Below are 23,072 nucleotides of genomic sequence, written 5' to 3'. Positions count from 1 at the left end.
GGGATAATGAATCCAACATTGCCATATTCCCCAGATATTTTGTTTTCAGTTACGGCACTGGTGCTTCTTGCCGCGCTTATTGCACTGGTTGTGACAGTCATTGTTATCTGTTGGAAAATACTTCGTAAACTCTCAGAACCTCACGATGTCAAGGGGGAGACTTCCAGCTACTAGATCGCTGACAACATTTTAATCCCATGGGCTCATTGCACTTCCCACCGTCTCTGCAAACGAAGGAAACTGATTCAATGAGCCGATAGGCACCCCTGATAGACAAAGACATCCGGCACCCCGAACCCACACGTACGACACCATCTCAATAAAGATTTCCCATCCCACACAGTTCATTCGTCACGCACTGACGTCGCGCCAGTCTGATCGACGTCGCCCCCCCCTCAACGCGGGGAATTTGTGCGTGCTTCACAACAGAAAACAATTACGTAAGGAATGCTTTGCATAAATGCGATTTCTTAGGGTAACCTAACTCACGGATCTTTTGTTTGAAAAGACCGTAACGAAAGGAACGAGATGCCGAAAAAAACCGCGGCACTACTGGCCACACTGGCTCTGTCTATTGGCTCGCTAGCGGCTACATCAACAGTCGCATCAGCAGATGTTTTACCCCATACTACCGCTAGTCTAAGCAAGCTTCCTGCAACGGAATCAGCACCACGAACCGCAGCGCATCTTGACGGGACAGTCGCTTCAAGGATGACTGGGTGCACCCCGGAAAAACCAGAAGACACCCGAACATCCAATGTCAAACTAACAGTGACAAAGCCTGATGTAATCGACGTCACAAAGCCCGCGACATTCACGGTTCACGGCACTGGCTACCGACCAGAGACTGAAGGACCGGCTGGATCTGGAGTCTATATTCTCGTTGATTCCACTAATGTTTGGCGCATCAATAAGTGCCTGACACTCAAGGGTCAGGGAGGCCTTTTTGCACAGTGGATCCCTGCCTACAATATTCATGATGGCGAATTTACTTACACTTTTACCGTGCCAGCGGATACCTTCAAAAAAGGCCACTCCTACTCAATCGGAGCAATCGCAGCCCACGCAGCCGCACTGAGCACCCGTTATTTTGACCGTGGAATTGAAATCACTATTCCAGGCAACCCCGACGAAGACGTCAGGCCAGTGCAATCAGTGAGCACAAGCATCACAGGCAAAGATGCCACGGTATCCTGGAAATTCGATGGCGACTATTCAGGTTATGAATGGCGAGCAATGGTCACATGCGTTGACAAGTGCGCATCGGTTCGCACAACTCGGGCAATTGACATGGCGAGATCAACAGATCGGAGCTACCGCTTCGACGACATGGACAATGGCATCTACGAGCCTTCTGTGTTCGCACGTAAAGAGGTCAAAGGAAAGTATGTTGAATCTGAGCCCGTCCTGGGCAAACGTTTTGCAATCGGAGTAGAATTACCTGCCGATCCCGTTGACACTCCTCCAGCGAAGCCCGCTCAACACCACCTATCTTGGCCAGTCACAAGCACATATGCTAAGTATCTTGCTATGCCATTCGTGGGGGCAAAAGTAATATCGTCCGATGGCGCATTATCGACCTTTACCACCAAAGACAAGGAAAAAGGGGCATTCGTTTTCCCTTATGATGCGAAAAACACGATCGACACTGCAAAGATGCACAAGCTCTCTTTCAACGGCTCGAATCGAGTAACAGGTCACAAGGGCGTCCTGGATACCGCAATTTCCAATCCCTCTTTAGTCAAGAGCGCTGACGGCACTTGGGCATTCAAAGCTGATATCACCGCTAAGTCACGTGACGGTAAGCTTGTGAACGTTAAGAATGGAACCATCCTTACCGGCGGAACCCCCAAGGTGACGGTCAAGGACGACATTGCAACTATCGTTTTCTCGGGCTTCACTTTCGCTAAGGATGGTGCCGAAGCATTTGGATACAACCACGGAAAGGAAGCTTCCGATATCACAGTCACTGTCCCAGCATCGATCAAGAAGTTCGTGGCTCCATCCGGTAAACAGCCAAAAGCCCAAGGGAAGAAGACACCTCTACCCACTCCACATCCAACACATACAAGTGCTCCACAGAAATCTCAGCCAAAAAGCCAATCTGCTGAAAAGTGCCACGTTGATCCGACCAAGACTCGAATTACCCGTGGAACTCTGAGCTGGGGTTTGCGTAGCAGCTTCACAAACTATGTTCAGGGTTCGATTGCCAAGGGATCGATTTCCCCCAAGAACGCCACCTTCGCAAATCGTCAGTTCATGTTCTCAGCTTCGGGCGGTTCTTTCGACACAACCAAGCAGTCTGGAACCATCCACTACACCGGCTCGGTTCACTTCGGTGGACACGACGGCAAGCTCAACATGACGATCTCGAACCCATCTCTGGTGATCTCGGGTAAGTCGGCAACCCTCTACATGAATGTCTCCAGCTCATCGATGGATGGCAAGGTCACGAATTATGGCCGCGTCGCTTTTGCAAACGTGAAGCTGTCCACACTTTCTGTTTCAAACGGTTCGCTGAACTTTGGCAGCTCATCCGTATCGTTGACCGCATCCGGTGCGAAAGCATTCGCTGGCTTCTACAGCGCTGGCGAGCACCTCGATAACATGTCCGGCGGAGCAAAGCTCGTTGCAAATTCTCAGTGCACAGCAAACGGCAAGCTCAAGATCTATGATGAGTTTGGTAACGTTTCGAGCATCCAAAATGCAGGTGACAATGGGCGTCTCTCGCACACCGGCGCTTCGGTGCTCCCCCAAACGGCATTTGCCTTGATGACGGTTCTTGTGGGTTGTGCCCTCATGGTCCGCCGTCAGCGCGCAGCCTAATGATGATGCAGGTGTGAGGTGTACACCTCACACCTGCATCATTTCGTTTTTCCAATAATAATCCAGTGAATTGAGCACTATGCACCGTTTGCGTTTCTCTTCCCTTGCTTTGACTGCCCTGCTTTTCGCTGGCTGCTCAGCGGGCGCTCCCCCAACTCACGAATCGGCCTCGCCGACGTCGTCAACAAAAGTCACCTCAAGTACGCAGTTACCTGACCCACGTTCACTCAGTGGGGTGAGTGAGGTTGTCGACATTCCGCAGCCTCGACCAATCGACGGAAATTTCTCGCAAAAACTTCCCGTCACTGTCAAGGATCACGAAGGGAATTCAGTGACGGTTTCTGACACCTCACGAATTTTGGCGCTTGATATTAACGGCACACTCTCGCGAACGATCATTTCCTTAGGGCTTGGAAAATCGATTGTTGGACGCTCAATCTCCTCCACAGAGTCCTCCCTCGCTCAGCTTCCTGTAGTCACCGAGAATGGCCACCAGCTCAACGCTGAAGCCATCCTCGCTCTGCGTCCGAGCGTTGTACTCGCGGATCGTAGTGTCGGCCCGCCAGAAGTACTTGATCAGATTCGTGCCGCCGGTATTCCGCTTGTACTTGTCTCGTCGGATCGCGAAATCAAAACGACACCAGAGTTCATTTCTCACGTTGCCCATGCACTCGGTGTCGACGACGCCGGACAAGCTCTGGCAAAACGAACCCTTAAAGAGATCGATTCAGCACGCCAACAGATTGCGCAGTGGGCACCGCGTGATCCACTCAAAGTCGCTTTCTTATACGTGCGCGGAAATGCAGGAGTTTTCTTCCTCCTGGGAAGCGAAGACGGAGCCACAGAGCTCATTGAAGGCGTTGGCGCACACGATGTCACCAAAGCTGCTGGCATGAAGTCCGTAACTCCCGCGAGTGCCGAGGCTCTGATTTCGGTCAATCCCGAAGTTATTTTTGTGATGCACGACGGACTTGAGTCCACTGGCGGACTCAAAGGACTCATGGCACGTGCAGGAGTTGCACAAACACAGGCCGGGCAGAAACAACGTGTCATTTCTATTCCGGATGGGATCTCATTGTCATTCGGCCCCCAAACCGGCGATATTCTTCTCGCTGTTGCCCGAGCACTATACGGAGTGCCCACTCCATGACTCATTCCCACCGACGTCGTCGAGTGACGTTCACATACGCTACGCTCATCACTTTTCTTACCTGCGCCGTCATTATTTCTGCGTCAACGGGTCAATTCGCAATCGCGCCCATGGACGTTCTGCGATCCCTCGGTGTCACACTCTCCCTCAGTGAGCCACCTTCCGATCCACTCGCGCTGACCACACTATGGACGATCCGTTTCCCCCGAATCGCACTCGGCGTCCTTGTGGGAGCAGCGTTGGCTGTTGCGGGAACAATCATGCAAGCAGTGTTTTCTAATCCACTGGCAGAACCATCCGTAATCGGAGTCTCCTCGGGTGCCGCTGTCGGCGCATCCGCCGCCATTGTGTTTTTCCCGTCAGCCCTAGCCGGTTTCGCAGTTCCGCTCAGTGCTTTTGCATGTGGTCTGATCGCCTCATTCGTGGTGTACACACTTGCCCGCTCGAACGGACGAGCAAACGTCCTCAACCTCGTGTTGACCGGGATCGCGGTGACGGCAGTGTGTACTGCACTGACCTCGATTGCCACCTACATCGCTCCCACAACAGCGCGCGATCAGATCGTTTTTTGGCAGATGGGATCCTTATCTGGCGCCACTTGGAAGCAGGTATGCGTCGTCGGGATCATCGTCGTCATTGGAGCGGTGGTCAGCTTCTTCATCGCAGGACAACTCGATACCCTCGCTTTAGGCGAGAGCGCCGCCGGACACCTCGGAATCCACGTTCAGCGACTGCGGATCATCGCGATCGTCGTTGCAGCACTTTTGACTGCTGCCGCCGTTTCGTACGCGGGTGTGATCGCTTTCGTCGGATTAGTTGTCCCCCATATTTTGCGCCTTGTCCTCGGCCCACTGAATCGCTATCTTGTACCAGCTGTGTTCCTCGGTGGTGCTGTGCTGATCACGGTGTCGGATTTGGTTGCCCGTAACCTTATTCCCTTCGCCGATCTTCCTATCGGTATCTTTACGTCACTTTTGGGTGGACCGACGTTCTTTGTCCTGTTGCGTTCGCGTATGCGCCGAGGAGGCATGGCATGAAAGCTGTGAGTGCGCGCAACGTCACTTTTTCGTACGGTGAGCATTCTGTACTCAACGGTGTCAATCTTGATGTGAACGACGGCGAAGTCGTTGGTCTTTTAGGCCCAAACGGGAGCGGAAAATCAACTCTCGTCGGAGTGTTAGCTGGAGACCTTGAGGCCGAGGGAACCGTCCTCATCCATGAACGTCCCATACGACACTACTCCCGGCGCAAACTCGCTCAGACACGTTCCGTGATGGAGCAGTCCGGATCTTTCCCCTTCGATTATCTGTGCTCAGATATCGTAGCGATGGGGAGAATTTGTTGGGCCACTGAGCCAGAACACGATGAACGCATTATCAAACGCTCGATGAATCAAGCGCAGGTCGGCCAATTCGCTGACCGTGTGATCACGCATCTATCTGGCGGGCAGCGTTCTCGGGTGACGTTCGCACGCGTTCTCGCTCAAGATTCACATGTTGTTTTCCTTGATGAACCGACAGCAGCTCTCGACATCGCCCACCAGGAACGCACCTTGCATATGTGCAACGAACTTGCACAAAAGGGGCACGCTGTCGTCGCCGTCATGCACGATATTCAAGTCGCCGCCTCACATTGCGACCGCATCGCATTGATGAGCAACGGAAAGATCGTCGCCTATGGAACTCCGCATGAAGTCCTCACACCGTCGTTGCTTTCTGAGGTCTATGGCTGGCCCATCGAGGTGTTTAATATCAATGGCCGGATCGTGGTCATCCCAGCAGACAAGAGGTAACGTGAACAACACCAGGTTTGACACAGCTCGAGTTTTTTCTCCACAAGGGCGGCGCGACACACTCCTCGTCGGATTTTTCCGCCTTGTCAGTGGCGCTGCTACTGGCGCATTCCTCGTCGAGGTTGCCCGTCACTTCGACGATCCGCAGGGGAGCTGGCTCGGCGCAGGGATCTGTGCAACGATCGCCGTCGTCACAGTGGCGTGTGAAATCTTTTACGGAGGGTACGCAGCACGGCGTGAAGAAAAACGTCTTCGACACCGTGTTTTACACCAACTGTATTCAACGCTCGCGACCTCACATACCCAACCAGCAGCGGTAGTACAACTCCTGACAGATAATATCGAGCGCGCCACGGAGTATCGCCTCACCTACCTCGGATCGACGATTGCTGCGCTGACCTTACCTTTCGTTGTGCTCGGGTATGTCGCCATTTCCTACGATTGGCTCATTGGCATCGCGATCATGGCGCTTGTTCCCCTTATCCCGATTCTGGTAATGGGATTCATGCGCCTGTTGAGGAAAACATCAGCAAACTCTCGCCGCGAACGCGCCCGCCTTTCAGGAGCGTATCTCGATGCGATTCGCAATCTCGTCCTCATTCGCTTACTCGGTGCTGGCCCTCGTATCGAAGAACAGTTACGTGTGCAGGGCGAAGCCAATCGACGCGCAATCATGAAAATACTCGCCGGGAATCAGATCGTCATCATTGTGCTCGACGGGCTGTTTTCCCTGTTCCTCGTGTGTTTCACGACAACTCTCGCTGTTGTTCGGTTCGACGCCGGCGCACTCACAATGAGCCAAGCAATCGCCGTGGTGATGCTTGCGACGCTGCTGGTCGAACCTCTCGTCCAAGTTGCGGGATTTTTCTACGTCGGGATGGGCGGCATTGCTTCGACGCGCGCGTTGAAGAAATATTTGAGCGATTCCGGTTCCTGTGCACATACTCCCGACGAAGCCCCTCTCGCCCCTGTCGAGAGCGTCAGTGACATTTCTCTGAGAAACGTCAGTTTTCACTATGACCGTGGCCCGGTTTTAGAGTCGGTCAATCTTCATATTCCTGCGGGACAACGGGTGGCAATTGTCGGCCCTTCGGGTGCTGGGAAGTCCACACTGTTGAAGTTATTGCGTGGAGCACTGATGCCACAGTCAGGCAGTATCCACATCGGAGGACTCGACACCGGGCGGTCACCCGCGCAACACGTCCGCAACATCAGTGCCGTCGTCACCCAGCAAACGTGGCTTTTCACGGGGACTATCGCCGATAACTTACGAATCGCCCAGCCCGATGCCACACTTGAGGACATGTGGGAAGCACTGGAACGTGCTCACGTGCGAAGCGAAATCGAGGCGATGCCACGCGGTCTAGACAGTGAGGTTGGTGAACGAGGAACTCTGATTTCAGGCGGCCAGGCTCAACGCATTTCTCTGGCACGAGCGCTACTGAGCAAGCGCGCAATTCTCCTCCTTGACGAACCGACATCACAGGTGGACTTGCAGTCAGAAGCAGAGATCACCATGGCACTGCGCGAATTAGAACGGGATCTCACCATCGTGGCCGTTACTCACCGACGAGCGCTCGTTGACCTCGCGGATGTGGTCTACGACGTCCGCGATGCCACACTACGCCAGATCACTGCGAAGGATTTTGACCAGGAGGCTAACCGATGAGCACAAGTGATTTCCAGCGCGCACCGTCTGACGCAACAGCTAGGGCTGACCAAATTCCGCAACCATCCATCAGGCAACTTGTCTCCTGGCTGACCTCCATTACTCGTCCAGTTCACGCGCCGCTGTATATGGCAACTGCGTTACGCATTATCAACCTCAGTCTTGATATCGCACTCTTCGCACTCGCCTCCGGTGGATTAGTCAGCGTTCTGCAATCCCATACAGATATCACAACACTTATTTTCTGGCTCATTCTCATCTCAGTGTGTAAGGCGAGCGCCTATTATGGCGAGCAATTTCTGGGACATTTCGTGGCTTTCCGTGCGCTTGAGCTACTGCGTACAATGGCGTTTTCACGACTGTGGCCACTTGCTCCTGGCGTTGTGTTTCGATCACGCAGTGGAGATCTCCTGACCTCGATAACCAGAGATGTCGACCGTATTGAAGTGGTCTACGCGCACACATTTGCTCCCGTCGTATCAGCGCTCATTGTGCCAATGGGGGCAGTGATTTTCACGGCGACATTCTGGGGAGCAACAATAGCCGCAGTTCCCGCATTCTGCGTTATTCTCGCACTTTGTGTCGTGCCGTTCTTGGGCCTGAGTTCAGCTTTTGAAGCGACGCGCCAGACTCTCTCCCTACGTCGCGACCTGACCTCTCACATTACTGATTCTGTTTTTGGCGCTGAAGAAGTCGTCGGATACGGCCGACAGCGAGATCGGTTCACGCAACAAGCAGCTATCGAAGACGCAATTACCTCCTCCTCAGCCCGCGCTCGCCGTGGAAATGCTATGCGCCGAGCAGGCAATCTTGTCCTGACGCTCATCAGTGTCATCGCTGTAGTGAGCGTTGGATTGTCACAATCTTTACCACTTCCCGTTGTCGCTGGGCTCGCTGGCGGTGCATTGCGTCTCTTTGAAGGTCCGCGCGGAGTCGAAGATGCTGCTGGATATCTCGATCATTCTCTGGCAGCTGCTCGGCGCTTGTGGGACATTTGCCACCAAGCACCGCTTGTCGACGACGGTGTGCAGGTATTACCCGACGGCGCGCTCGACGTCGATTTCGATTCCGTTTCTTATCGTTATCCCGAAGCCTACAGTGACGTTCTCCATAACGTGTCCTTGCATGTTCGCGCAGGGGAACATGTGGTTGTGATGGGAAAGTCTGGCTCAGGCAAGACAACTCTTACCAATCTGCTGATGCGTTTCGACGATCCCACATCCGGGCAGATCACGGTTGGTGGTATTGCCCTCCCAGATCTTCAATGCGATTCACTGAGAAGCACGGTCGTCGCTGTGAGCCAACGCAATGATCTCCTCGATGCCTCAATTCTCGACAATCTTCTGCTCGGAGCTCCACACGCTTCGGAGAATGAGATATGGCAAGCGCTTGAGTTTGCTGCGATCGCTGAGGAAATTCGCGCGATGCCTGACCAGCTTCATACGGCTGTGGGTCCAGCCGGGGCATTTCTCTCAGGAGGACAAGCACAGCGGATCTGCCTTGCGCGTGCAGTATTAATGCAGCCGCGTGTACTCATCCTTGACGAGTTCACCGCCCAATTGAATCCTGCCCTCGAACAGACCATTCGACGCCGACTCGCTGATCTCGATGCCACTATTATCGAAATTTCTCATCGCCAAGGGGCTATCGACAATGCCGATCGTGTCATCGTGTGTGACCGAGGTGTCATCCGTCAAGGCGGCCTCCATTAAGCCCAGAACCGTGTGATGTCATGGACTCATTGCATCACCTGTCGCTCTGTGTACAGAAGAAAATGGCACAATGAACCCATGAGTGAACTTCCCGCAAAAGTATCTGACCTCTTTGACCCGCGCGTGTGGCGAAGCGTTGATGGCTTCCCTGATGCGGATATCACCTACCATCGCGGCGTCGAGCGCGAGTTTGGCAACGACGGCGAAATTCTCTCCGAACGCGATCTGCCGGTGGTGCGTATCGCGTTCAACCGCCCTGAGGTTCGCAACGCTTTCCGCCCCGAAACAGTTGATCAGCTTTACCGTGCAATCGATCATGCGCGTCTGACCGGTCAAGTTGGCGCAGTCATCCTTACCGGCAACGGCCCGTCCCCAAAAGACGGCGGCTGGGCCTTCTGCTCCGGTGGCGACCAACGTATTCGCGGACGTGACGGCTACCGCTACAACGACGGAGGCGACGACGTCGTCGCAAATAAAGCAACGCGGGACTCGATCGATCCTGCTCGCGCTGGGCGCCTGCACATCCTCGAAGTCCAGCGCCTGATGCGCAATTCCGGCATGGTGATTATTGGGGCGATCTCAGGTTGGGCTGCCGGCGGTGGCCACTCACTGAATGTCTTGTGTGATCTGTCAATCGCCTCGATCGAGCACGCCCGCTTTATGCAGGTTGACGCGAACGTGGGTTCCTTTGATGCTGGTTACGGTTCAGCGCTTCTCGCGCGCCAGATCGGTGACAAGCGAGCTCGCGAAATTTTCTTCCTCGCACGCGAATACTCTGCCGCAGACGCGCAGCGTTGGGGCGTGGTCAACGAAGCAGTGCCCCATGAGCACCTGGAAGAAAAGGCTCTCGAGTACGCCGCCATTATCCGCACCAAGTCACCGCAAGCCATTCGAATGCTCAAGTTTGCTTTTAACCTTGCCGACGACGGCCTGGCAGGTCAACAGGTATTTGCTGGTGAAACAACGCGTTTAGCCTATATGACTGACGAGGCACAAGAAGGCCGCGATGCTTTCTTGGAACATCGCGCACCCAACTGGTCTGACTTCCCCTACTACGCCTGATGAGCGCCGTAATGGGCACCGAACTCCATGAGATTATTCATGCACAACCACAGGTGATCCACGGTGGGCGAGGGCCGAGCGCCCTCGCCCACCTGATGGCCACATTTCAGCCAGAATTTCATTCATGGCAAAAAGGCAAACCTGTGCGGCCATTGTTTCTTGTCGAACCTGGTACAGATCTGCATCAAGCAGCTGACGAAGCTGCCACTTTAGGAATTCCTGACGGCACGGCATTGCTCATGCGCACATCGGGATCAACCACCGGCACAGGGAAAATTGTGGCGATTCGTTTCGAGCAGTTGTACGCGAGCGCGACAGCCACCCACCAGGCACTTCGAGGCGAGGGCGTGTGGTTAGCTGATCTGCCATATCACCACATTGCAGGTTTCCAGACAGCATTCCGCTCACTCCTTGCAGGCGACGTTCCCCAGGCAGTGCCACTGCACGATGCCATAGCCACAACGAAAATCGTCGCTGACGCAGCTGAACGTGGTCCAGTCTATCTTTCCGTTGTTCCTACCCAGCTTCGGTCAATCCTGGCATCACCTGAACTCATTGACACGCTCTCTGCGGTACTTTTGCTCACAGGTGGAGCAGCCACCGCTCCTTCTCTCCTAGATCAGGCTCGCGCTGCAGGGCTGACGATTGCCACGTCATACGGTATGACCGAGACATGCGGAGGGTGCGTCTACGACGGCTACCCGATTGGCGACACCAAAATTTCTTATGACCCTACGGGGCGCATTTCTCTTTCTGGTTCGATGGTGACCAGCGGATATCTCGGTAACGTGGATCCCGAGGCTTTTTCAACCGATGCTACTGGCCGCCGGACTCATCACACGAAAGATGTTGGTCGCATTGGCTCTGCTGGTCAATGCGAAATTATCGGACGCATCGACGATGCCATCACCACAGGCGGCTTAACAGTGATGCCACAGCTGATTGAAGAGGCGATCGCCGCTGAATACGGAGCCGATTCAGTCGTTGTCGGCATTCCGAGCGAGCGTTGGGGCCGCAGTGTAGTCGCTGTCGTCGATTCCCCTTTCCCCCTTGAGCAGCACACGGTGCGTTCGCGCCTGAAAGAGCGCCTTGGTGTGGGGTGGGCTCCTGCGCGCGTCTACGACATCACATCTTTTGGCGGCACATGGCCACTCACAGCGTCGGGTAAAATTGACCGACGTGAGCTCACACGTCGACTCACAGAATGGGAGAATACACATGGCATCCACGAATGACTGGCTCGAGGGAGCACGTGTACGCACTCTGCCCGCCTCGATCGCTCCGGTAATCCTCGCCACCGGCATTACTCTCGGTGAAGGCTCGTTTTCGTGGGTGCGCACACTCCTTGCGGCCTTTGTCGCTCTTTTCCTCCAAATCGGGGTGAATTTCGCCAATGACTATTCCGATGGCATCCGTGGCACTGACGCGCAACGCACTGGCCCCACACGTCTGACTGGTTCTGGATTAGTCACACCGACAACCGTGAAATTGACGGCTTTCGGTTTCTTCGCGTTGGCGGCTGTGTCTGGTCTTGCACTCGTGGCAATCAGCGGACATTGGTGGCTGCTTGCCATCGGCGTTGCAGCAATCGTTGCCGCGTGGTTCTACACTGGCGGCACACACCCCTACGGCTATGCCGGATTGGGCGAAGTCTTCGTCATGGTGTTCTTTGGATGGGTCGCCACTGTCGGAACTGTCTACACGCAATCTCATGTGGCCTACTGGTATACGTGGGTTGCCGGTACAGGAATTGGTTTTATCGCGTGTGCTCTTTTGATGGTCAATAATCTTCGTGATATCCCAACCGACGCAGTATCGGGGAAGAAAACTCTCGCTGTGCGTCTCGGTGAGAACGCTGCACGCTGGGCCTTCATTTTTCTCTTGCTCGGAGCACTCCTTGCAGCAGCTGCCCTGGTCTCGGTGGGAGGGGTCTACTTGCTGGCCTGCCTTATTGTGTTACTGATCGGATACATCATTGTGATTAAGCCCGTACAGCTGGGCGCTCAGGGAGCCTCCTTGATCCCTGTATTGCGAAACACTGGCCTGTTTGAGCTTGTCTACGCTGTTCTTATTGCTGTATCGATTGCCCTGGCACAGCGATAAAACTCCTTCTCACTCAAGTCTACGGCACCGGGAACCCCGGTGCCGTAGACTATTTTTATGCTTGGCCTGGTACCGACTGCGGCGTCGTGTGTGGCTGCGCTTCCCCACCGACACCGATTGTCCACTCGATAATAGGTTCCGACGTCGGGGCGGAAGAACCCCCTGCAGGTTCAATGGTGACAAAGACTTTCGCTCCTGGCTCCGGCATCAATTTCACGAATGAAAATGAGCCATCTTTACCGGGGGCATACATACCTCCGCTAGTGATTTTTCCGTCCATCTCCACCCACACCTGCAGACTTTGACCACGTGGAGCGCGTAGTTCCGCGGGGAATGTCACCGCTGCCATATCCATGCTTTGTGACCACGTCAACGTCACTTTATGACCATCATCCATCGTGGTCATGACACGTTCAACGTCTTGAGCTTCGTTGAGTGCAGCATAGTGGCTCACGCTCTGCATCGAATCCATCACGCTCCACCGTCCCGCACCGACGCCGACGACAACGAGCGCCAGCGCCGCCGCAGCGTTCATCGCAACTCGGCTCCACCGACGTCGGCGCAGAATATCAACGACATCAGCTTCATGACGGTCATCATCCGGTGTCGACTGGGCATTGTCCGCACCGATGAGAGCCATCAGATTCTCACGCACATGAGCTGGCGGCTCAATGGGAGCCAAAGATGCTCCGAGTGCTCCAAGAACCTCCGCTTCGGGGGTACCAAATTCGGGGTTATCATGAGCGCTATCAAAACGATCGTCGTTCATCGCTCGCCCTCCAAAATTCTCTTCATTTTTGCCAGACCATCACGGATCCGAGTTTTGACCGTTCCGAGAGGAACCTGTTGCAAACCAGCAATCTGCGCGTGAGTGAGACCAGTCAGAAACGCCAGCTCAACTGTTGATTTATGTGGCTCACCGATCTGTATCAGTGCCTGACGCACGTCATGAGCGACGATACGTGCTTCAACCTCTGCCACTGTTTCGTCGAATTCACGTTCGATCGGCACCGTATTGTCGCGCTCGCGTGCCGCCTGGGCTGAACGTACTCGATCAATTGCGCGACGTCGAGCCAATGTCACGAGGAACGCGCGGGCGCTCCCTTTGGTTGCGTCAAATGTGTGGGCACGTTGCCATACTTCCAAGAACACTTCCTGGAGGACTTCTTCGCTTTGCGCACGATCAACCACAATCGACACAATGAGCGTCAACAGCCTGCCTGACCACGTGTCATAGACACGTGCGAATGCATCGCGATCGCCTTGGGCCACCCGAGCAAGCGCCACGGAATCAATATCGGTTATCACCGGGTAATCGTAACCTGCATCGCGCCGCATCACCATATGCCCATCGTTGTCACTTTGGTGCCTGCCTCCCGACGCCGGTAGTACCGGCGTCGGGAGAAAAGCCAGTGATGTTCTCACTCGGCTCACCCAAAGGTGAAAGAGTACAGTGCCACACCAGGATCGACACTGAGGGTGAGGACACCTTCAGTACCATCTGTCTCTTCGATCAGGGTGATCATATTCGGGACGTCAGGAACATTGACTTCCCCTTTTTTGTTGCCCATCTGCCACCGGATCTTTCCTGATCCCGACGCGACAAGGTTCGCTTGCTTGCCAAACCAGTTGAGTTTGAGCTGTGCGCCTGGCCCGCTTGGGGTAATCGACTGATCGTCGACCTTCCACCCGCCACCGATAGCGAATCGGTTCAGCGGAATATCCGCGGGCAGAGTCGCACGGTGCTCCCCGAGAGTAATCGGCTCGCCCACTGCATATTGGGCACGCTGTGCACCCAGATATGTTTCAGGGCTACGTGGACTCGACGTGGCCTGGTCATCAGAGGAAAAAACTGCAGCTGGCAGCTCCACTTTCGGGTTTGCTTCCTTTAAGAGCTGACGAACAAGTTTCTCAGTGTTTGCTTCTCCGCCTTCGCCATACTTAATCGCACGCACTTGTCCTGTCGAATCAGCCAAGTAATGTGCAGGCCAGTAATGGTTGTCGAAATTAGTCCAGGTGGTGAGGTTCGAATCGACAGCTACCGGGTAGGTGATGCCCAAATCCTTTACGGCTGCGCGGACATTGCGCACTTCTTTCTCGAAGGCATACTCGGGTGAGTGGACGCCGATGACTTCAAGGCCAGCATTTTTGTATGTTTCATAGAGCTTTTCCACACCAGGGATCGAACGCTGACAGTTAATGCACGAATACGCCCAGAAGTCGATGAGGCTGACCTTACCTTTGACTGATACAGGTTTCTCTTGAGCAGTATTGAGCCATGCCACAGGCGAAATCTGTGCGAGCGGGCCACAGTTGCCCAATTCAGTTGCACCATCAGCACACGCGCCCTCGTTTGAGCCGTGGAGGAGTGATTCAGTTTTCTCTTGCGCCGAGGCAGTCCAATCGGGCAGAGCGCGTTGCAGATAGGCAGGGAGATTAAAGACCATTCCGATCGAGAGCGCGATAAGCGCGATGCCAGCGCCGATACGAATTCCACGCTGTCGAGACCGGAAAGCACTGATTCGTTCAGCCAGATGTCGACCGGCAAGAGCAAAGAACAGAAGAGGAATCGCTGTGCCGATGGAGAACGACAATGCTAGGAGTGCAGTGTCAGCACCGATCATGCCGGTTGAGCCAGCAACAGCGATTGCCGCCAAGACCGGGCCGGCACACGGCACATATGCAGCGCCCAACACCAGGCCCAAGACAAAACCGTTCGACGATTTCGTTTCACGGCGACCAAAACGTTCAAATGGCTTCTCAAGTAACTCCATAAAGCGCGGGAAAAGCATCGCGACACCCAGCGTCGCCAGCATAATGATTCCCGCCCAGCGGATTGTGTCTTGTGGAAGACGTAAGAGGTTGAGCAGAGTCGATCCGAGCAAAGTGAAGAAGGTGAAGCTCAGAACGAGTCCGCCAACGACAAAGTAGGGACGCCAGCGCGACACCTTCGCCACCGACGTCGGGCTGCTGTTCGGCGCACTGTTGGCACGTGCGCCTGCCGAGCTGCTTCCAGGGGTGCCGATGAGGTTGCCCGATGTGCTGTTACCGATAAGGTTGCCACCACCGACTCCAATGAGGTTCGATGTTGAAGCGCCAGATTCGCCGCGTGCAGACTGCGCGCCTCCGGAGAGGAAGATGACGGGCAAGACAGGGAGGATACACGGCGAAATACCGGTAATGAAGCCTCCTAATAAGCCAATGAGGATGGTGACCATAGTGAGATCCTTTCAAGATGTTTCAAAAGACATTCGGATCTGTTGACATGTTGGATTGGATTTACCCAACCATTCTTCAGTGGCGTGGTTCACACCATCACACCCAATCCATTCGACGTCGGGTGCCGAATACTTACTGAATGCTCGCGCACCAGGCGCAGCACAGTAGACAAAGGAACACACATGAATATCCGTAAGATCTCCGCTCTGACCATGATCGCTCTTGCTTCCGTCGCCGGTCTTTCCGCGTGCAATTCCGGTTCGGAAAAGATGACTGATGACAAAATGACCCATGCACCCTCGACCGACAAGATGATGGATGACAAGGACAAGATGTCCGACGGGAAGATGACCGACGGCAAAGACAAAATGACCGACGGCAAGGACAAGATGTCCGACGGGAAGATGACCGACGACAAAATGACCGACGGCAAAGACAAAATGACCGACGGCAAGTGAGCAAAACCGGGTTCGATCCCTCCCAGAGGGTATCGAACCCGGTTTTCAGTTAGGCTAAGTGAGTGGCTCGAATCATTCTTATTCTGGTGATCATTGCGCTTCACATCTACACTCTCATCGACGTGATTCGCTCTTCCGATATGCCTGCACGCCGCATTTCCCGGCCCGTGTGGATACTTCTCGTTCTGGTGCCCATCCTCGGTCCACTTGTGTGGCTCGGTCTAAAGTACCAGCACGTTGTGACAAGGGATTCCTTCCAACGTTCAGGAGGATCTACTTTCGGCCCACAGATCAAAAAGAACCGCGACGTCTCCGCACCGCTTGCGCCCGACGACGATCCCGAGTTTCTCGCACGCCTCGATGCGCAAAACCGCCGCAAGGCCTGGGAAGAGCGTCAGCGTCAAGAAAAAGACGATAAAGGCAATAAAGAAAAGCACCACCCTTTCGACGATGAGAACCCCGGTGGACTGTACGGCCACAAGTAAGAACCCCTACAACGTCGGGCGGGAAACTATCGCCCGTGAATTGCTGCCTCACTCGAACCGGGAGTCATATCAGAAGCTTGGCGCATTAAATCAGCGACAGGCTCAGCATAGGTCACCGATACCAGCTGATGATCAATAAAGTTCAGTGACGTCACTGAGGCAAGCGAACACTGACGCTTACGCGGATCGTGGAGCATTGGGTACCCTTCCACAAAGGAACGCATGGTCCAGATCGGCAACTGGTGACTGACAAGTACCGCTTCGCCCCCTCGCGCCACCTCCAGCGCATGAGCAACGGCACGTGACATTCTCTCGATTACCTCGGTATACGGTTCTCCCCATGACGGTTTTGCCGGGTTGACATACCAGGGCCAGTACTTGGGAGAAAGAAGAACAAGGCGATTTTTATTGATCGCAAGCCCTTCAAACTTGTTATCAGCTTCAATGAGTCGAGGGTCGCATTCAATATCCAGACCGAAGACTTCAGCTGTGGGGGTTCCAGTTTCAATCGCCCGTTCAAGAGGTGAGGTCATCACCGTGCGAACATCGCGCGCCTCAAACCAGCGGCCAAGCCCCTGCGCCATCTGATGGCCGAGGTCAGTGAGATGAAAACCACCACGACGTCCGTAGAGAATCCCCGTGGGATTATCCACTTCGCCGTGGCGGACAAGATGCACGGTAGTCATGTCCATGCAAACAGACTACTAGAGCTGAGAGAAATCAGCCTCATCAAGAAGCTTTGCAGAGCGATCTCCATGCGCGAGGAATTCCTCACGCGTGAGCTTACTGAGCAGATGCTTGCGTACTGAATTGACATGTTTTGGAGCCGACTCTTCCAACTTAGCAAAGCCGTTATCCGTTAAAGTACACATGATTCCGCGGCGGTCATCCACACAGGGTTCGCGCAGGACGTAGCCAGCCTGCTCAAGACGCGAGACAGTGTGTGTTAGACGCGAACGCGAGTGTACAAGATTCTTCGCCAGTTGCGACATACGAGCTTTGTGATTAGGAGATTCTGAGAGGCGCACAAGCACCTCATACTCGTTAAATGTGATGCCGTTTTCCTCAAACATATCTCGGTTGATTCGCTCGATTGCATAAGCCGTACCGCGCAGGAAGTGACGCCAAGCAATTTGTTCTTGTTCATCAAGCCATTCAACTTCATGCTTGTTTTGTGCCATTGGCCCTCCTTGAAAATCTTCTCGGGGCGAAGACTGTGTGCAACCACTTCACCCTTAATTGTTGAATATTATACAACATAATCAAGGGAAAGTAAATCCCATCAAACCACTAATATTGCACGAAGTACCTTACCAGCGCCACCACTGAAGACAGAAAAAGCAGGAGCCTTTCGGCTCCTGCTTGAGATGTCACTTCTTGTTACGACGCTGATGGCGAGTCTTACGGAGAAGCTTGCGGTGCTTCTTCTTCGACATACGCTTGCGACGCTTCTTAATAACGGAACCCACCGGTTACCTCCGAACGTACTAGCTGATGCTGAACTTAATGAATACTACCCTACAATATCAAGCGCCGGAAACTTCACGGCGTTCAACAGGCGATGCTACGCCAATCAAGCGTTCAAGCGCGGACCGCGGCACGCGATACGAGTTCCCTACGCGGACAGCAGGAAGCTCTCCCGAATGCACCATGCGGTACACGGTCATCCGAGAGACTCGTGTCAACTCAGCAACCTCAGCAACCGTAAAAAACTGCGGCGCCGACGATGGAAGTTGTGCCATGAAACCATTTCCTTTTGCGTACGACCGTATGGCCTGACGTTGTGTGAGAAGCATTGACGCGCCGATACACTATCTGACGCGCTACATCATCCTCAAGAATACCCGATAACCTCACTAGTCGCACACATCTCACGAAATTGTCCCGCGCGATACGATAGGCACGCACACACACCCACAGAAGGGAAAATGGATGAGGGTCAGCGCTCCTGGAACTACCGAGCCAACGATCCGTGATCGCATTGATGCCTTTGCGCAACGTTCGCCTGCACGACTAGCAATGATTGTCTTCGCCCTCATCATTGTGTTTTTCGCGTCCCTTCTTCTCTTACCTTTTGCGTCCGAAATATCAGGAAGCGCTGGTGTGATGGAAGCACTGTGGACAGCAACCTCTGCAGTATGCGTGACAGGACTGACCGTCGTCGATACGGCAACGTATTGGTCGGGATTTGGCCGTGTGGTTATTGCGATCGCGATGCAAGTTGGCGGTTTAGGTGTGATGACATTGGCATCGATCCTAGGCTTGGCTGTTTCGCGTCACATCGGTCTCACCCAGCGTATGCTCACCGCAACAGAGACTAAATCTCGCCTCGGTGAAGTTGGCTCACTCCTTCACGCAGTACTCGTTACTTCTCTCCTTGGTGAGGGAATTTTGTTCCTCGTCTTTATCCCCTCTCTCATCAGCCGTGGTCTATCGGCGCTCGAAGCCATCGGCCACGCCCTCTTCTTATCTGTCTCAGTCTTCAACAATGGTGGATTCGTCATTTGGCCACAAGGGATGGAGGCATTCGCCGGCGACTGGTTCGTGTGCTTGCCATGTATTTTGGGAACATTCGTTGGCGCGATTGGTTTCCCCGTGATGCTCAATATCGCTTCGCGTCGCACCAGCATTCGATCTTGGTCACTACACACCAAGATCACGGTGGTGACATATTTTCTCATCTGGATTATTGGTGTCCTCCTGTTTGCTCTGCTCGAATGGGCAAATACAAAAACTATCGGCGATCTTCCCACACATTCCAAAGTGTTGACATCGATGTTCGAGGCTACGATGCCTCGCTCAACTGGCCTCTCCGTCATCGACACCTCACAGATGAACGAGTCGACATGGTTCATGTTCGACATCATGATGTTTATTGGCGGTGGCTCAGCATCAACATCTGGCGGTATCAAAGTCTCGACTTTCGCCGTCTTGCTTCTGGCGATTCTCGCCGAAGCCCGAGGCGACCGTGACACGGAAGCCTTCGGCAAACGCATCCCTCCCGACGTCGTCCGACTGGGTATTTCTGCAACCTTCCTCGGTGCCTTTATGGTTGGCACGGTGACCTTGCTTCTGCTTCATCTGACTGATATTCCACTCGATAAAGTTCTTTTTGAAGTGATCTCAGCATTTGCCACGTGTGGGCTCTCTACTGGCGTCACAGCAGATCTTCCGACCTCAGCAAAAACTATTTTGATCGTCATGATGTACTTGGGACGTGTGGGAACAATGACTTTTGCGGCTGCGCTCGCACTACGCAACCGACGTCGTGTTCTGCGGCTCCCAGTGGAACGCCCAATCATCGGCTAACCCGTTATGATCGAAGCAACGAAAGGGAAACTATGGCCAAGAAAAACGAAGCTGCGCTCGTCATCGGTTTGGGACGATTTGGTACCGCTATCGCGATCACACTCGATAAGCTCGGCAAGGAAGTGCTCGCTGTCGAAGCAAACGACGAGCTGGCACAAAAATGGTCACATCGCTTCGGCGTGGTTGAGGCTGATGCTCGCAATGCTGAAGCACTTCGCCAAATCGGTGCCGACGACTTCGACGTCGCCGTCGTCGGCGTAGGAACGTCACTCGAAGCATCCGTGCTGATCACAGCGAATCTCGTGGATATCGGCGTGAAAGAAATCTGGGCAAAGGCAACCTCGCGTGAACACGGCACAATTTTGCGCCGTATTGGAGCGCACCATGTCGTCTACCCTGAGTACGACGCTGGACAACGAGTGGCACATATGTTGTCAGGGAAGATGCTCGACTACATCGAAATGGAAGACCAGTTCACAATTGTCAAGATGTATCCACCCAAGGAGTTGGTTGGGTTTACCGTGGCACAAAGCCGTGTTCGCGAGCGCTACGGAGTAACGATCATCGGTGTGAAATCACCTGGCCAGCCATTCGAGTACACCACACCCGAAACGAAAATTGGTGTCGGTGACACACTCATTGTCTCCGGGGAGCCAGGACTTTTGGAAGAGTTCGCTGGTCGCTGAGCGCTACATCGTATGGTACGCCGACGTCGGCGGGGTTTTTACGTGAGCTCGCGCCGTGGACGGTGGGGAATTTTTTCTGTCAACCACGCAGTGATCGTCAATTTTTGTCATAGGTGAGTTTTAAGGTGGGGGCATGGCAAAAACAAAAGTTTCATTCGTCTGTAGCGAGTGTGGATGGGAGACCAACAAGTGGGTTGGTCGGTGTGCTAACTGTGGTGCGTGGGGCACAATTGAAGAATTCACCCACGCACCAGTCCTAGGAAAAGCACGCTCACTGACCCCTCATACCCCCGCGCAGCCCATCACAGAAGTCTCGGCACAGGCGTCGGTCAAAGTGCCCACTGGCATCGGAGAACTTGATCGTGTCCTCGGCGGAGGAATTGTGCCCGGAGTGGTAATTTTGATGGCCGGCGAACCAGGGGTCGGAAAATCTACCCTGCTTCTTGATGTTGCAGCTCGCGCAGCTGATGAAGCCGCTAAACGCCATGACGCACCTGTTCTTTATATCACCGGCGAGGAATCTGCCTCTCAAGTTCGTTCACGTGCCGAGCGTATCGGTGCGCTCACATCCCATCTCCTTCTCACAGCCCAAGCGGATCTTTCTCGTGTGCTTGGCCATATCAACGATTCCACCCCTTCACTTCTCATTGTGGATTCTGTACAGACAATTGCAGATCCAGATGTGGAGGGCGCTGCCGGTGGGGTCGCGCAAGTTCGTGCTGTGACATCCGCCCTTGTCGGAGTTGCAAAGTCCATGGGGATCCCGATGATGCTCGTTGGCCACGTAACAAAAGAGGGCTCAATTGCAGGTCCACGTGTCCTTGAACATCTTGTCGACGTCGTGTGCCAGTTCGAAGGCGATCGTCATTCTCGGTTACGCATGATTCGCGCAGTGAAGAATCGCTACGGGCCAACTGATGAAGTGGGCTGTTTCGAGCTGATTGATTCTGGCATCCGCGAACTTCCAGATCCTTCTGGTCTTTTCCTTTCGGCGCGTAACCTCACGGTTCCGGGAACCTGCGTCACGATGACTCTTGAAGGGCGCCGTCCAATGCCAGTAGAAGTTCAAGCACTCTGCGTCCCCGCTGCTGGTCCGCCTCGGCGTACCACGTCAGGTGTCGAATATTCTCGGGTGTCCATGATGCTTGCTGTTCTGCAGTCTCGGCTAGGTATCGCATTCGAAAAACAGGATATTTTCGTCTCAACTGTTGGTGGTGCTCAAGCAAGCGAGCCCAGTGTGGATATAGCTATTGCACTCGCTTTAGCCTCAGCTGCATCTGATCTTCCGCTTGCGCCCGGCGTGGTTGCGATTGGAGAGGTATCACTGACAGGAGAATTGCGGCCTGTCATCGGCTTGCAACAGCGTCTGAATGAAGCTGCCCGGCTTGGTTTTCGCATTGCACTCGTTCCACATACCGCGGATCTCGTCATTCCACCAGAAGGAATGGAGATCCGTACAATCTCTGACGTTCGCCAAGGAATGCAATCGGTTCTCCCTCTCGGAGGGAATCTCTCATAGAGAGTGCGGCCGACTAACCGTCCGTTGACTTTTGCCCTGCAGGTGGAGCGGATCCCTCTGTGGGCTGAGTTATCTGATCGCCAGATGAAGCACCAGTCGACTTGTGTCCAGACGATGTTTGTCCGCCTGTGTCCCCACTGCGCGAATAACCAGAGATGAGAGCGAAAGTCTGCCCTTTCTCAGAAATCGGTTTGTCCCCGATGAATGCCTGGGCAACATACGTGCCTGGTTGAGCCACAGCCGTCCCCGCACAATCACTTCCACTGGCCACACCATTCCAGGTGATCGAAACTTTGGTGCTCATCCCGGCGTCGAGTAGAAGTCGCTTCTTGTCGACACCAACTTTGCACGCACGTGAATCAAAGACAGTGTGGCCACCGGATGTGACCACGACATGCACGTTATCTCGTCCTGCTTCCATAACACACGGACGTTTTTTATCTGGATTTTTCAACCCAAGCGAAAATTTCACTTGTCCACCGGCGATCGTCCCCGACTGCGAAAAAGATGTCGTTAACGTGTCAGTTGAACACGCTACCGGCGTGAATGCTGCAGCTGGATCTGTAACTTGGGTCTGTGAAGAAATTTTATTCGTCATGACTTTCACGCCGAATACCACCACAACGATCAACACAATGACACTGGCAATCGCGAGCACCAAGCGAGGGTTTATTTCTCGGCCAACGCTTCCTCGTTGTACTGCTACACGTGACGAGCGCTTTCCTGCGACACGACGAGAGACGCCGGCGCGATTCGTCGAAACATTTCTGGGGCGTCCGCGATCCAGACGCGCTGTGCGGCGTCCGCGATCGATCCCGCTGGTTGAGCGGAGCTCACGCTCACGGCGTTCAGCAGACCGGCCTGTTCCTCTCAGCGGTTGTGATTCACCTGCACGTAGACGAGAGGAACGCGACGACGGGGTAGATCGCCGACGCTCATTGCGCCCAGTACCGCCATTGACACGACCGTTTTGTCCGCGGTCATTCGCTCCGCCCCGAGGGCGCCTGTTATTGTCTGCCACAAAAATACCGTAACGGCTGAACGGGACAAAACCCACCTCCCACGCCGATATATAGCAGGAG

At 54.2% G+C, this 23,072-nt stretch carries 23 protein-coding genes; 15 read left to right on the top strand and 8 right to left on the bottom strand.

From position 1 onward, the window contains the following. Positions 1-6: 6 nt before the first annotated feature. The 10 genes from ACTOVJ_RS02725 (at position 7) to ACTOVJ_RS02680 (ending at position 12,314) form a co-directional block, all read left to right on the top strand. Positions 7-174, top strand: a complete 168-nt coding sequence (locus ACTOVJ_RS02725; RefSeq protein ID WP_449504012.1) for a hypothetical protein — start codon at positions 7-9, stop codon at positions 172-174. A gap of 354 nt (positions 175-528) precedes the next feature. Continuing rightward, entirely contained in the window at positions 529-2,826 is a 2,298-nt protein-coding gene (locus ACTOVJ_RS02720) for an HtaA domain-containing protein (RefSeq protein ID WP_449504013.1), read from the top strand. Between the two features lie 79 nt (positions 2,827-2,905). Beyond that, a complete protein-coding gene (locus ACTOVJ_RS02715; RefSeq protein WP_449504051.1) occupies positions 2,906-3,976 on the top strand; it encodes a heme/hemin ABC transporter substrate-binding protein in 1,071 nt (356 codons plus the stop codon). Further along, positions 3,973-5,013: a FecCD family ABC transporter permease gene (locus tag ACTOVJ_RS02710; RefSeq protein ID WP_449504014.1), complete on the top strand. Its 1,041-nt coding sequence runs from the start codon at positions 3,973-3,975 to the stop codon at positions 5,011-5,013. Before ACTOVJ_RS02715 ends, ACTOVJ_RS02710 begins: the two co-directional genes overlap by 4 nt. Next, a complete protein-coding gene (locus ACTOVJ_RS02705) occupies positions 5,010-5,768 on the top strand; it encodes a heme ABC transporter ATP-binding protein (protein WP_449502894.1) in 759 nt (252 codons plus the stop codon). Before ACTOVJ_RS02710 ends, ACTOVJ_RS02705 begins: the two co-directional genes overlap by 4 nt. Position 5,769: 1 nt before the next feature. Beyond that, positions 5,770-7,437, top strand: coding sequence for an ABC transporter ATP-binding protein/permease (locus ACTOVJ_RS02700; RefSeq protein ID WP_449504015.1), 1,668 nt, complete (start codon positions 5,770-5,772; stop codon positions 7,435-7,437). Then, positions 7,434-9,149, top strand: a complete 1,716-nt coding sequence (locus tag ACTOVJ_RS02695) for an amino acid ABC transporter ATP-binding/permease protein (protein ID WP_449504016.1) — start codon at positions 7,434-7,436, stop codon at positions 9,147-9,149. Before ACTOVJ_RS02700 ends, ACTOVJ_RS02695 begins: the two co-directional genes overlap by 4 nt. Positions 9,150-9,227: 78 nt before the next feature. Then, positions 9,228-10,211, top strand: a complete 984-nt coding sequence (locus ACTOVJ_RS02690; RefSeq protein ID WP_449504017.1) for a 1,4-dihydroxy-2-naphthoyl-CoA synthase — start codon at positions 9,228-9,230, stop codon at positions 10,209-10,211. 11 nt (positions 10,212-10,222) lie between these two features. After that, positions 10,223-11,446 (top strand): AMP-binding protein, encoded by a 1,224-nt coding sequence (locus ACTOVJ_RS02685; protein WP_449504018.1) that lies wholly within the window; start codon positions 10,223-10,225, stop codon positions 11,444-11,446. Next, a complete protein-coding gene (locus tag ACTOVJ_RS02680) occupies positions 11,430-12,314 on the top strand; it encodes a 1,4-dihydroxy-2-naphthoate polyprenyltransferase (protein ID WP_449501736.1) in 885 nt (294 codons plus the stop codon). Before ACTOVJ_RS02685 ends, ACTOVJ_RS02680 begins: the two co-directional genes overlap by 17 nt. A 55-nt stretch (positions 12,315-12,369) precedes the next feature. Here the strand turns inward: ACTOVJ_RS02680 and ACTOVJ_RS02675 are convergent, their stop codons facing one another. The 3 genes from ACTOVJ_RS02675 to ACTOVJ_RS02665 all read right to left on the bottom strand — a co-directional run bounded on the left by ACTOVJ_RS02675 (position 12,370) and on the right by ACTOVJ_RS02665 (position 15,532). Further along, positions 12,370-13,083 (bottom strand): anti-sigma factor, encoded by a 714-nt coding sequence (locus ACTOVJ_RS02675; protein ID WP_449501737.1) that lies wholly within the window; start codon positions 13,081-13,083, stop codon positions 12,370-12,372. After that, positions 13,080-13,652: a sigma-70 family RNA polymerase sigma factor gene (locus ACTOVJ_RS02670; protein WP_449504052.1), complete on the bottom strand. Its 573-nt coding sequence runs from the start codon at positions 13,650-13,652 to the stop codon at positions 13,080-13,082. Before ACTOVJ_RS02670 ends, ACTOVJ_RS02675 begins: the two co-directional genes overlap by 4 nt. A 92-nt stretch (positions 13,653-13,744) precedes the next feature. Next, positions 13,745-15,532, bottom strand: a complete 1,788-nt coding sequence (locus ACTOVJ_RS02665; RefSeq protein WP_449501738.1) for a cytochrome c biogenesis protein CcdA — start codon at positions 15,530-15,532, stop codon at positions 13,745-13,747. A gap of 183 nt (positions 15,533-15,715) precedes the next feature. Here ACTOVJ_RS02665 and ACTOVJ_RS02660 point away from each other — a divergent pair, with 183 nt between their 5' ends. Continuing rightward, entirely contained in the window at positions 15,716-15,991 is a 276-nt protein-coding gene (locus ACTOVJ_RS02660; RefSeq protein ID WP_449504623.1) for a hypothetical protein, read from the top strand. Between the two features lie 62 nt (positions 15,992-16,053). Continuing rightward, the gene (locus ACTOVJ_RS02655) at positions 16,054-16,476 is read left to right on the top strand and encodes a PLD nuclease N-terminal domain-containing protein (protein ID WP_449504020.1); all 423 of its coding nucleotides are present in this window, start codon (positions 16,054-16,056) and stop codon (positions 16,474-16,476) included. Positions 16,477-16,502: 26 nt separating this feature from the next. On the opposite strand, the gene ACTOVJ_RS02650 is transcribed toward ACTOVJ_RS02655, so the two are convergent. The 4 genes from ACTOVJ_RS02650 to ACTOVJ_RS02635 form a co-directional block, all read right to left on the bottom strand. After that, the gene (locus ACTOVJ_RS02650) at positions 16,503-17,168 is read right to left on the bottom strand and encodes a histidine phosphatase family protein (RefSeq protein WP_449501741.1); all 666 of its coding nucleotides are present in this window, start codon (positions 17,166-17,168) and stop codon (positions 16,503-16,505) included. Positions 17,169-17,180: 12 nt separating this feature from the next. Further along, positions 17,181-17,657, bottom strand: a complete 477-nt coding sequence (locus ACTOVJ_RS02645; RefSeq protein ID WP_449504622.1) for a MarR family winged helix-turn-helix transcriptional regulator — start codon at positions 17,655-17,657, stop codon at positions 17,181-17,183. A gap of 189 nt (positions 17,658-17,846) precedes the next feature. After that, a complete protein-coding gene (locus ACTOVJ_RS02640; protein WP_005504750.1) occupies positions 17,847-17,945 on the bottom strand; it encodes a 30S ribosomal protein bS22 in 99 nt (32 codons plus the stop codon). A gap of 57 nt (positions 17,946-18,002) precedes the next feature. Continuing rightward, positions 18,003-18,218, bottom strand: a complete 216-nt coding sequence (locus ACTOVJ_RS02635) for a helix-turn-helix domain-containing protein (RefSeq protein ID WP_449501743.1) — start codon at positions 18,216-18,218, stop codon at positions 18,003-18,005. A gap of 190 nt (positions 18,219-18,408) precedes the next feature. Between ACTOVJ_RS02635 and ACTOVJ_RS02630 the strand changes: the two genes are divergently transcribed. The 3 genes from ACTOVJ_RS02630 to radA all read left to right on the top strand — a co-directional run bounded on the left by ACTOVJ_RS02630 (position 18,409) and on the right by radA (position 21,990). After that, positions 18,409-19,785, top strand: a complete 1,377-nt coding sequence (locus ACTOVJ_RS02630) for a TrkH family potassium uptake protein (protein WP_449501744.1) — start codon at positions 18,409-18,411, stop codon at positions 19,783-19,785. Positions 19,786-19,817: 32 nt separating this feature from the next. Beyond that, positions 19,818-20,471 (top strand): potassium channel family protein, encoded by a 654-nt coding sequence (locus tag ACTOVJ_RS02625; RefSeq protein WP_278012536.1) that lies wholly within the window; start codon positions 19,818-19,820, stop codon positions 20,469-20,471. Positions 20,472-20,604: 133 nt separating this feature from the next. Next, positions 20,605-21,990, top strand: a complete 1,386-nt coding sequence (radA, locus tag ACTOVJ_RS02620; RefSeq protein ID WP_449503381.1) for a DNA repair protein RadA — start codon at positions 20,605-20,607, stop codon at positions 21,988-21,990. A gap of 13 nt (positions 21,991-22,003) precedes the next feature. Here radA and ACTOVJ_RS02615 read toward each other — a convergent pair whose 3' ends face one another. Further along, on the bottom strand, positions 22,004-23,011 hold the full coding sequence (locus ACTOVJ_RS02615; RefSeq protein ID WP_449504021.1) for a hypothetical protein: 1,008 nt from the start codon (positions 23,009-23,011) through the stop codon (positions 22,004-22,006). Between the last annotated feature and the right edge of the window lie 61 nt (positions 23,012-23,072).

This window comes from Arcanobacterium sp. (ex Cirak et al. 2026) (genome assembly GCF_053585065.1).
This window is presented reverse-complemented; position numbering and strand designations above follow the sequence as displayed.

Bases quoted from the DNA above. Each gene is read 5' to 3' on its own strand.
- ACTOVJ_RS02645 (WP_449504622.1), bottom strand. From the start codon at position 17,657: ATGGCACAAAACAAGCATGAAGTTGAATGGCTTGATGAACAAGAACAA.
- ACTOVJ_RS02660 (WP_449504623.1), top strand. From the start codon at position 15,716: ATGAATATCCGTAAGATCTCCGCTCTGACCATGATCGCTCTTGCTTCC.
- ACTOVJ_RS02725 (WP_449504012.1), top strand. From the start codon at position 7: ATGAATCCAACATTGCCATATTCCCCAGATATTTTGTTTTCAGTTACG.
- ACTOVJ_RS02715 (WP_449504051.1), top strand. From the start codon at position 2,906: ATGCACCGTTTGCGTTTCTCTTCCCTTGCTTTGACTGCCCTGCTTTTC.
- ACTOVJ_RS02705 (WP_449502894.1), top strand. From the start codon at position 5,010: ATGAAAGCTGTGAGTGCGCGCAACGTCACTTTTTCGTACGGTGAGCAT.
- ACTOVJ_RS02690 (WP_449504017.1), top strand. From the start codon at position 9,228: ATGAGTGAACTTCCCGCAAAAGTATCTGACCTCTTTGACCCGCGCGTG.
- ACTOVJ_RS02630 (WP_449501744.1), top strand. From the start codon at position 18,409: ATGAGGGTCAGCGCTCCTGGAACTACCGAGCCAACGATCCGTGATCGC.
- ACTOVJ_RS02710 (WP_449504014.1), top strand. From the start codon at position 3,973: ATGACTCATTCCCACCGACGTCGTCGAGTGACGTTCACATACGCTACG.
- ACTOVJ_RS02670 (WP_449504052.1), bottom strand. From the start codon at position 13,652: ATGCGGCGCGATGCAGGTTACGATTACCCGGTGATAACCGATATTGAT.
- ACTOVJ_RS02695 (WP_449504016.1), top strand. From the start codon at position 7,434: ATGAGCACAAGTGATTTCCAGCGCGCACCGTCTGACGCAACAGCTAGG.
- radA (WP_449503381.1), top strand. From the start codon at position 20,605: ATGGCAAAAACAAAAGTTTCATTCGTCTGTAGCGAGTGTGGATGGGAG.
- ACTOVJ_RS02720 (WP_449504013.1), top strand. From the start codon at position 529: ATGCCGAAAAAAACCGCGGCACTACTGGCCACACTGGCTCTGTCTATT.
- ACTOVJ_RS02665 (WP_449501738.1), bottom strand. From the start codon at position 15,532: ATGGTCACCATCCTCATTGGCTTATTAGGAGGCTTCATTACCGGTATT.
- ACTOVJ_RS02675 (WP_449501737.1), bottom strand. From the start codon at position 13,083: ATGAACGACGATCGTTTTGATAGCGCTCATGATAACCCCGAATTTGGT.
- ACTOVJ_RS02635 (WP_449501743.1), bottom strand. From the start codon at position 18,218: ATGGCACAACTTCCATCGTCGGCGCCGCAGTTTTTTACGGTTGCTGAG.
- ACTOVJ_RS02680 (WP_449501736.1), top strand. From the start codon at position 11,430: ATGGCATCCACGAATGACTGGCTCGAGGGAGCACGTGTACGCACTCTG.
- ACTOVJ_RS02650 (WP_449501741.1), bottom strand. From the start codon at position 17,168: ATGGACATGACTACCGTGCATCTTGTCCGCCACGGCGAAGTGGATAAT.
- ACTOVJ_RS02625 (WP_278012536.1), top strand. From the start codon at position 19,818: ATGGCCAAGAAAAACGAAGCTGCGCTCGTCATCGGTTTGGGACGATTT.
- ACTOVJ_RS02685 (WP_449504018.1), top strand. From the start codon at position 10,223: ATGGGCACCGAACTCCATGAGATTATTCATGCACAACCACAGGTGATC.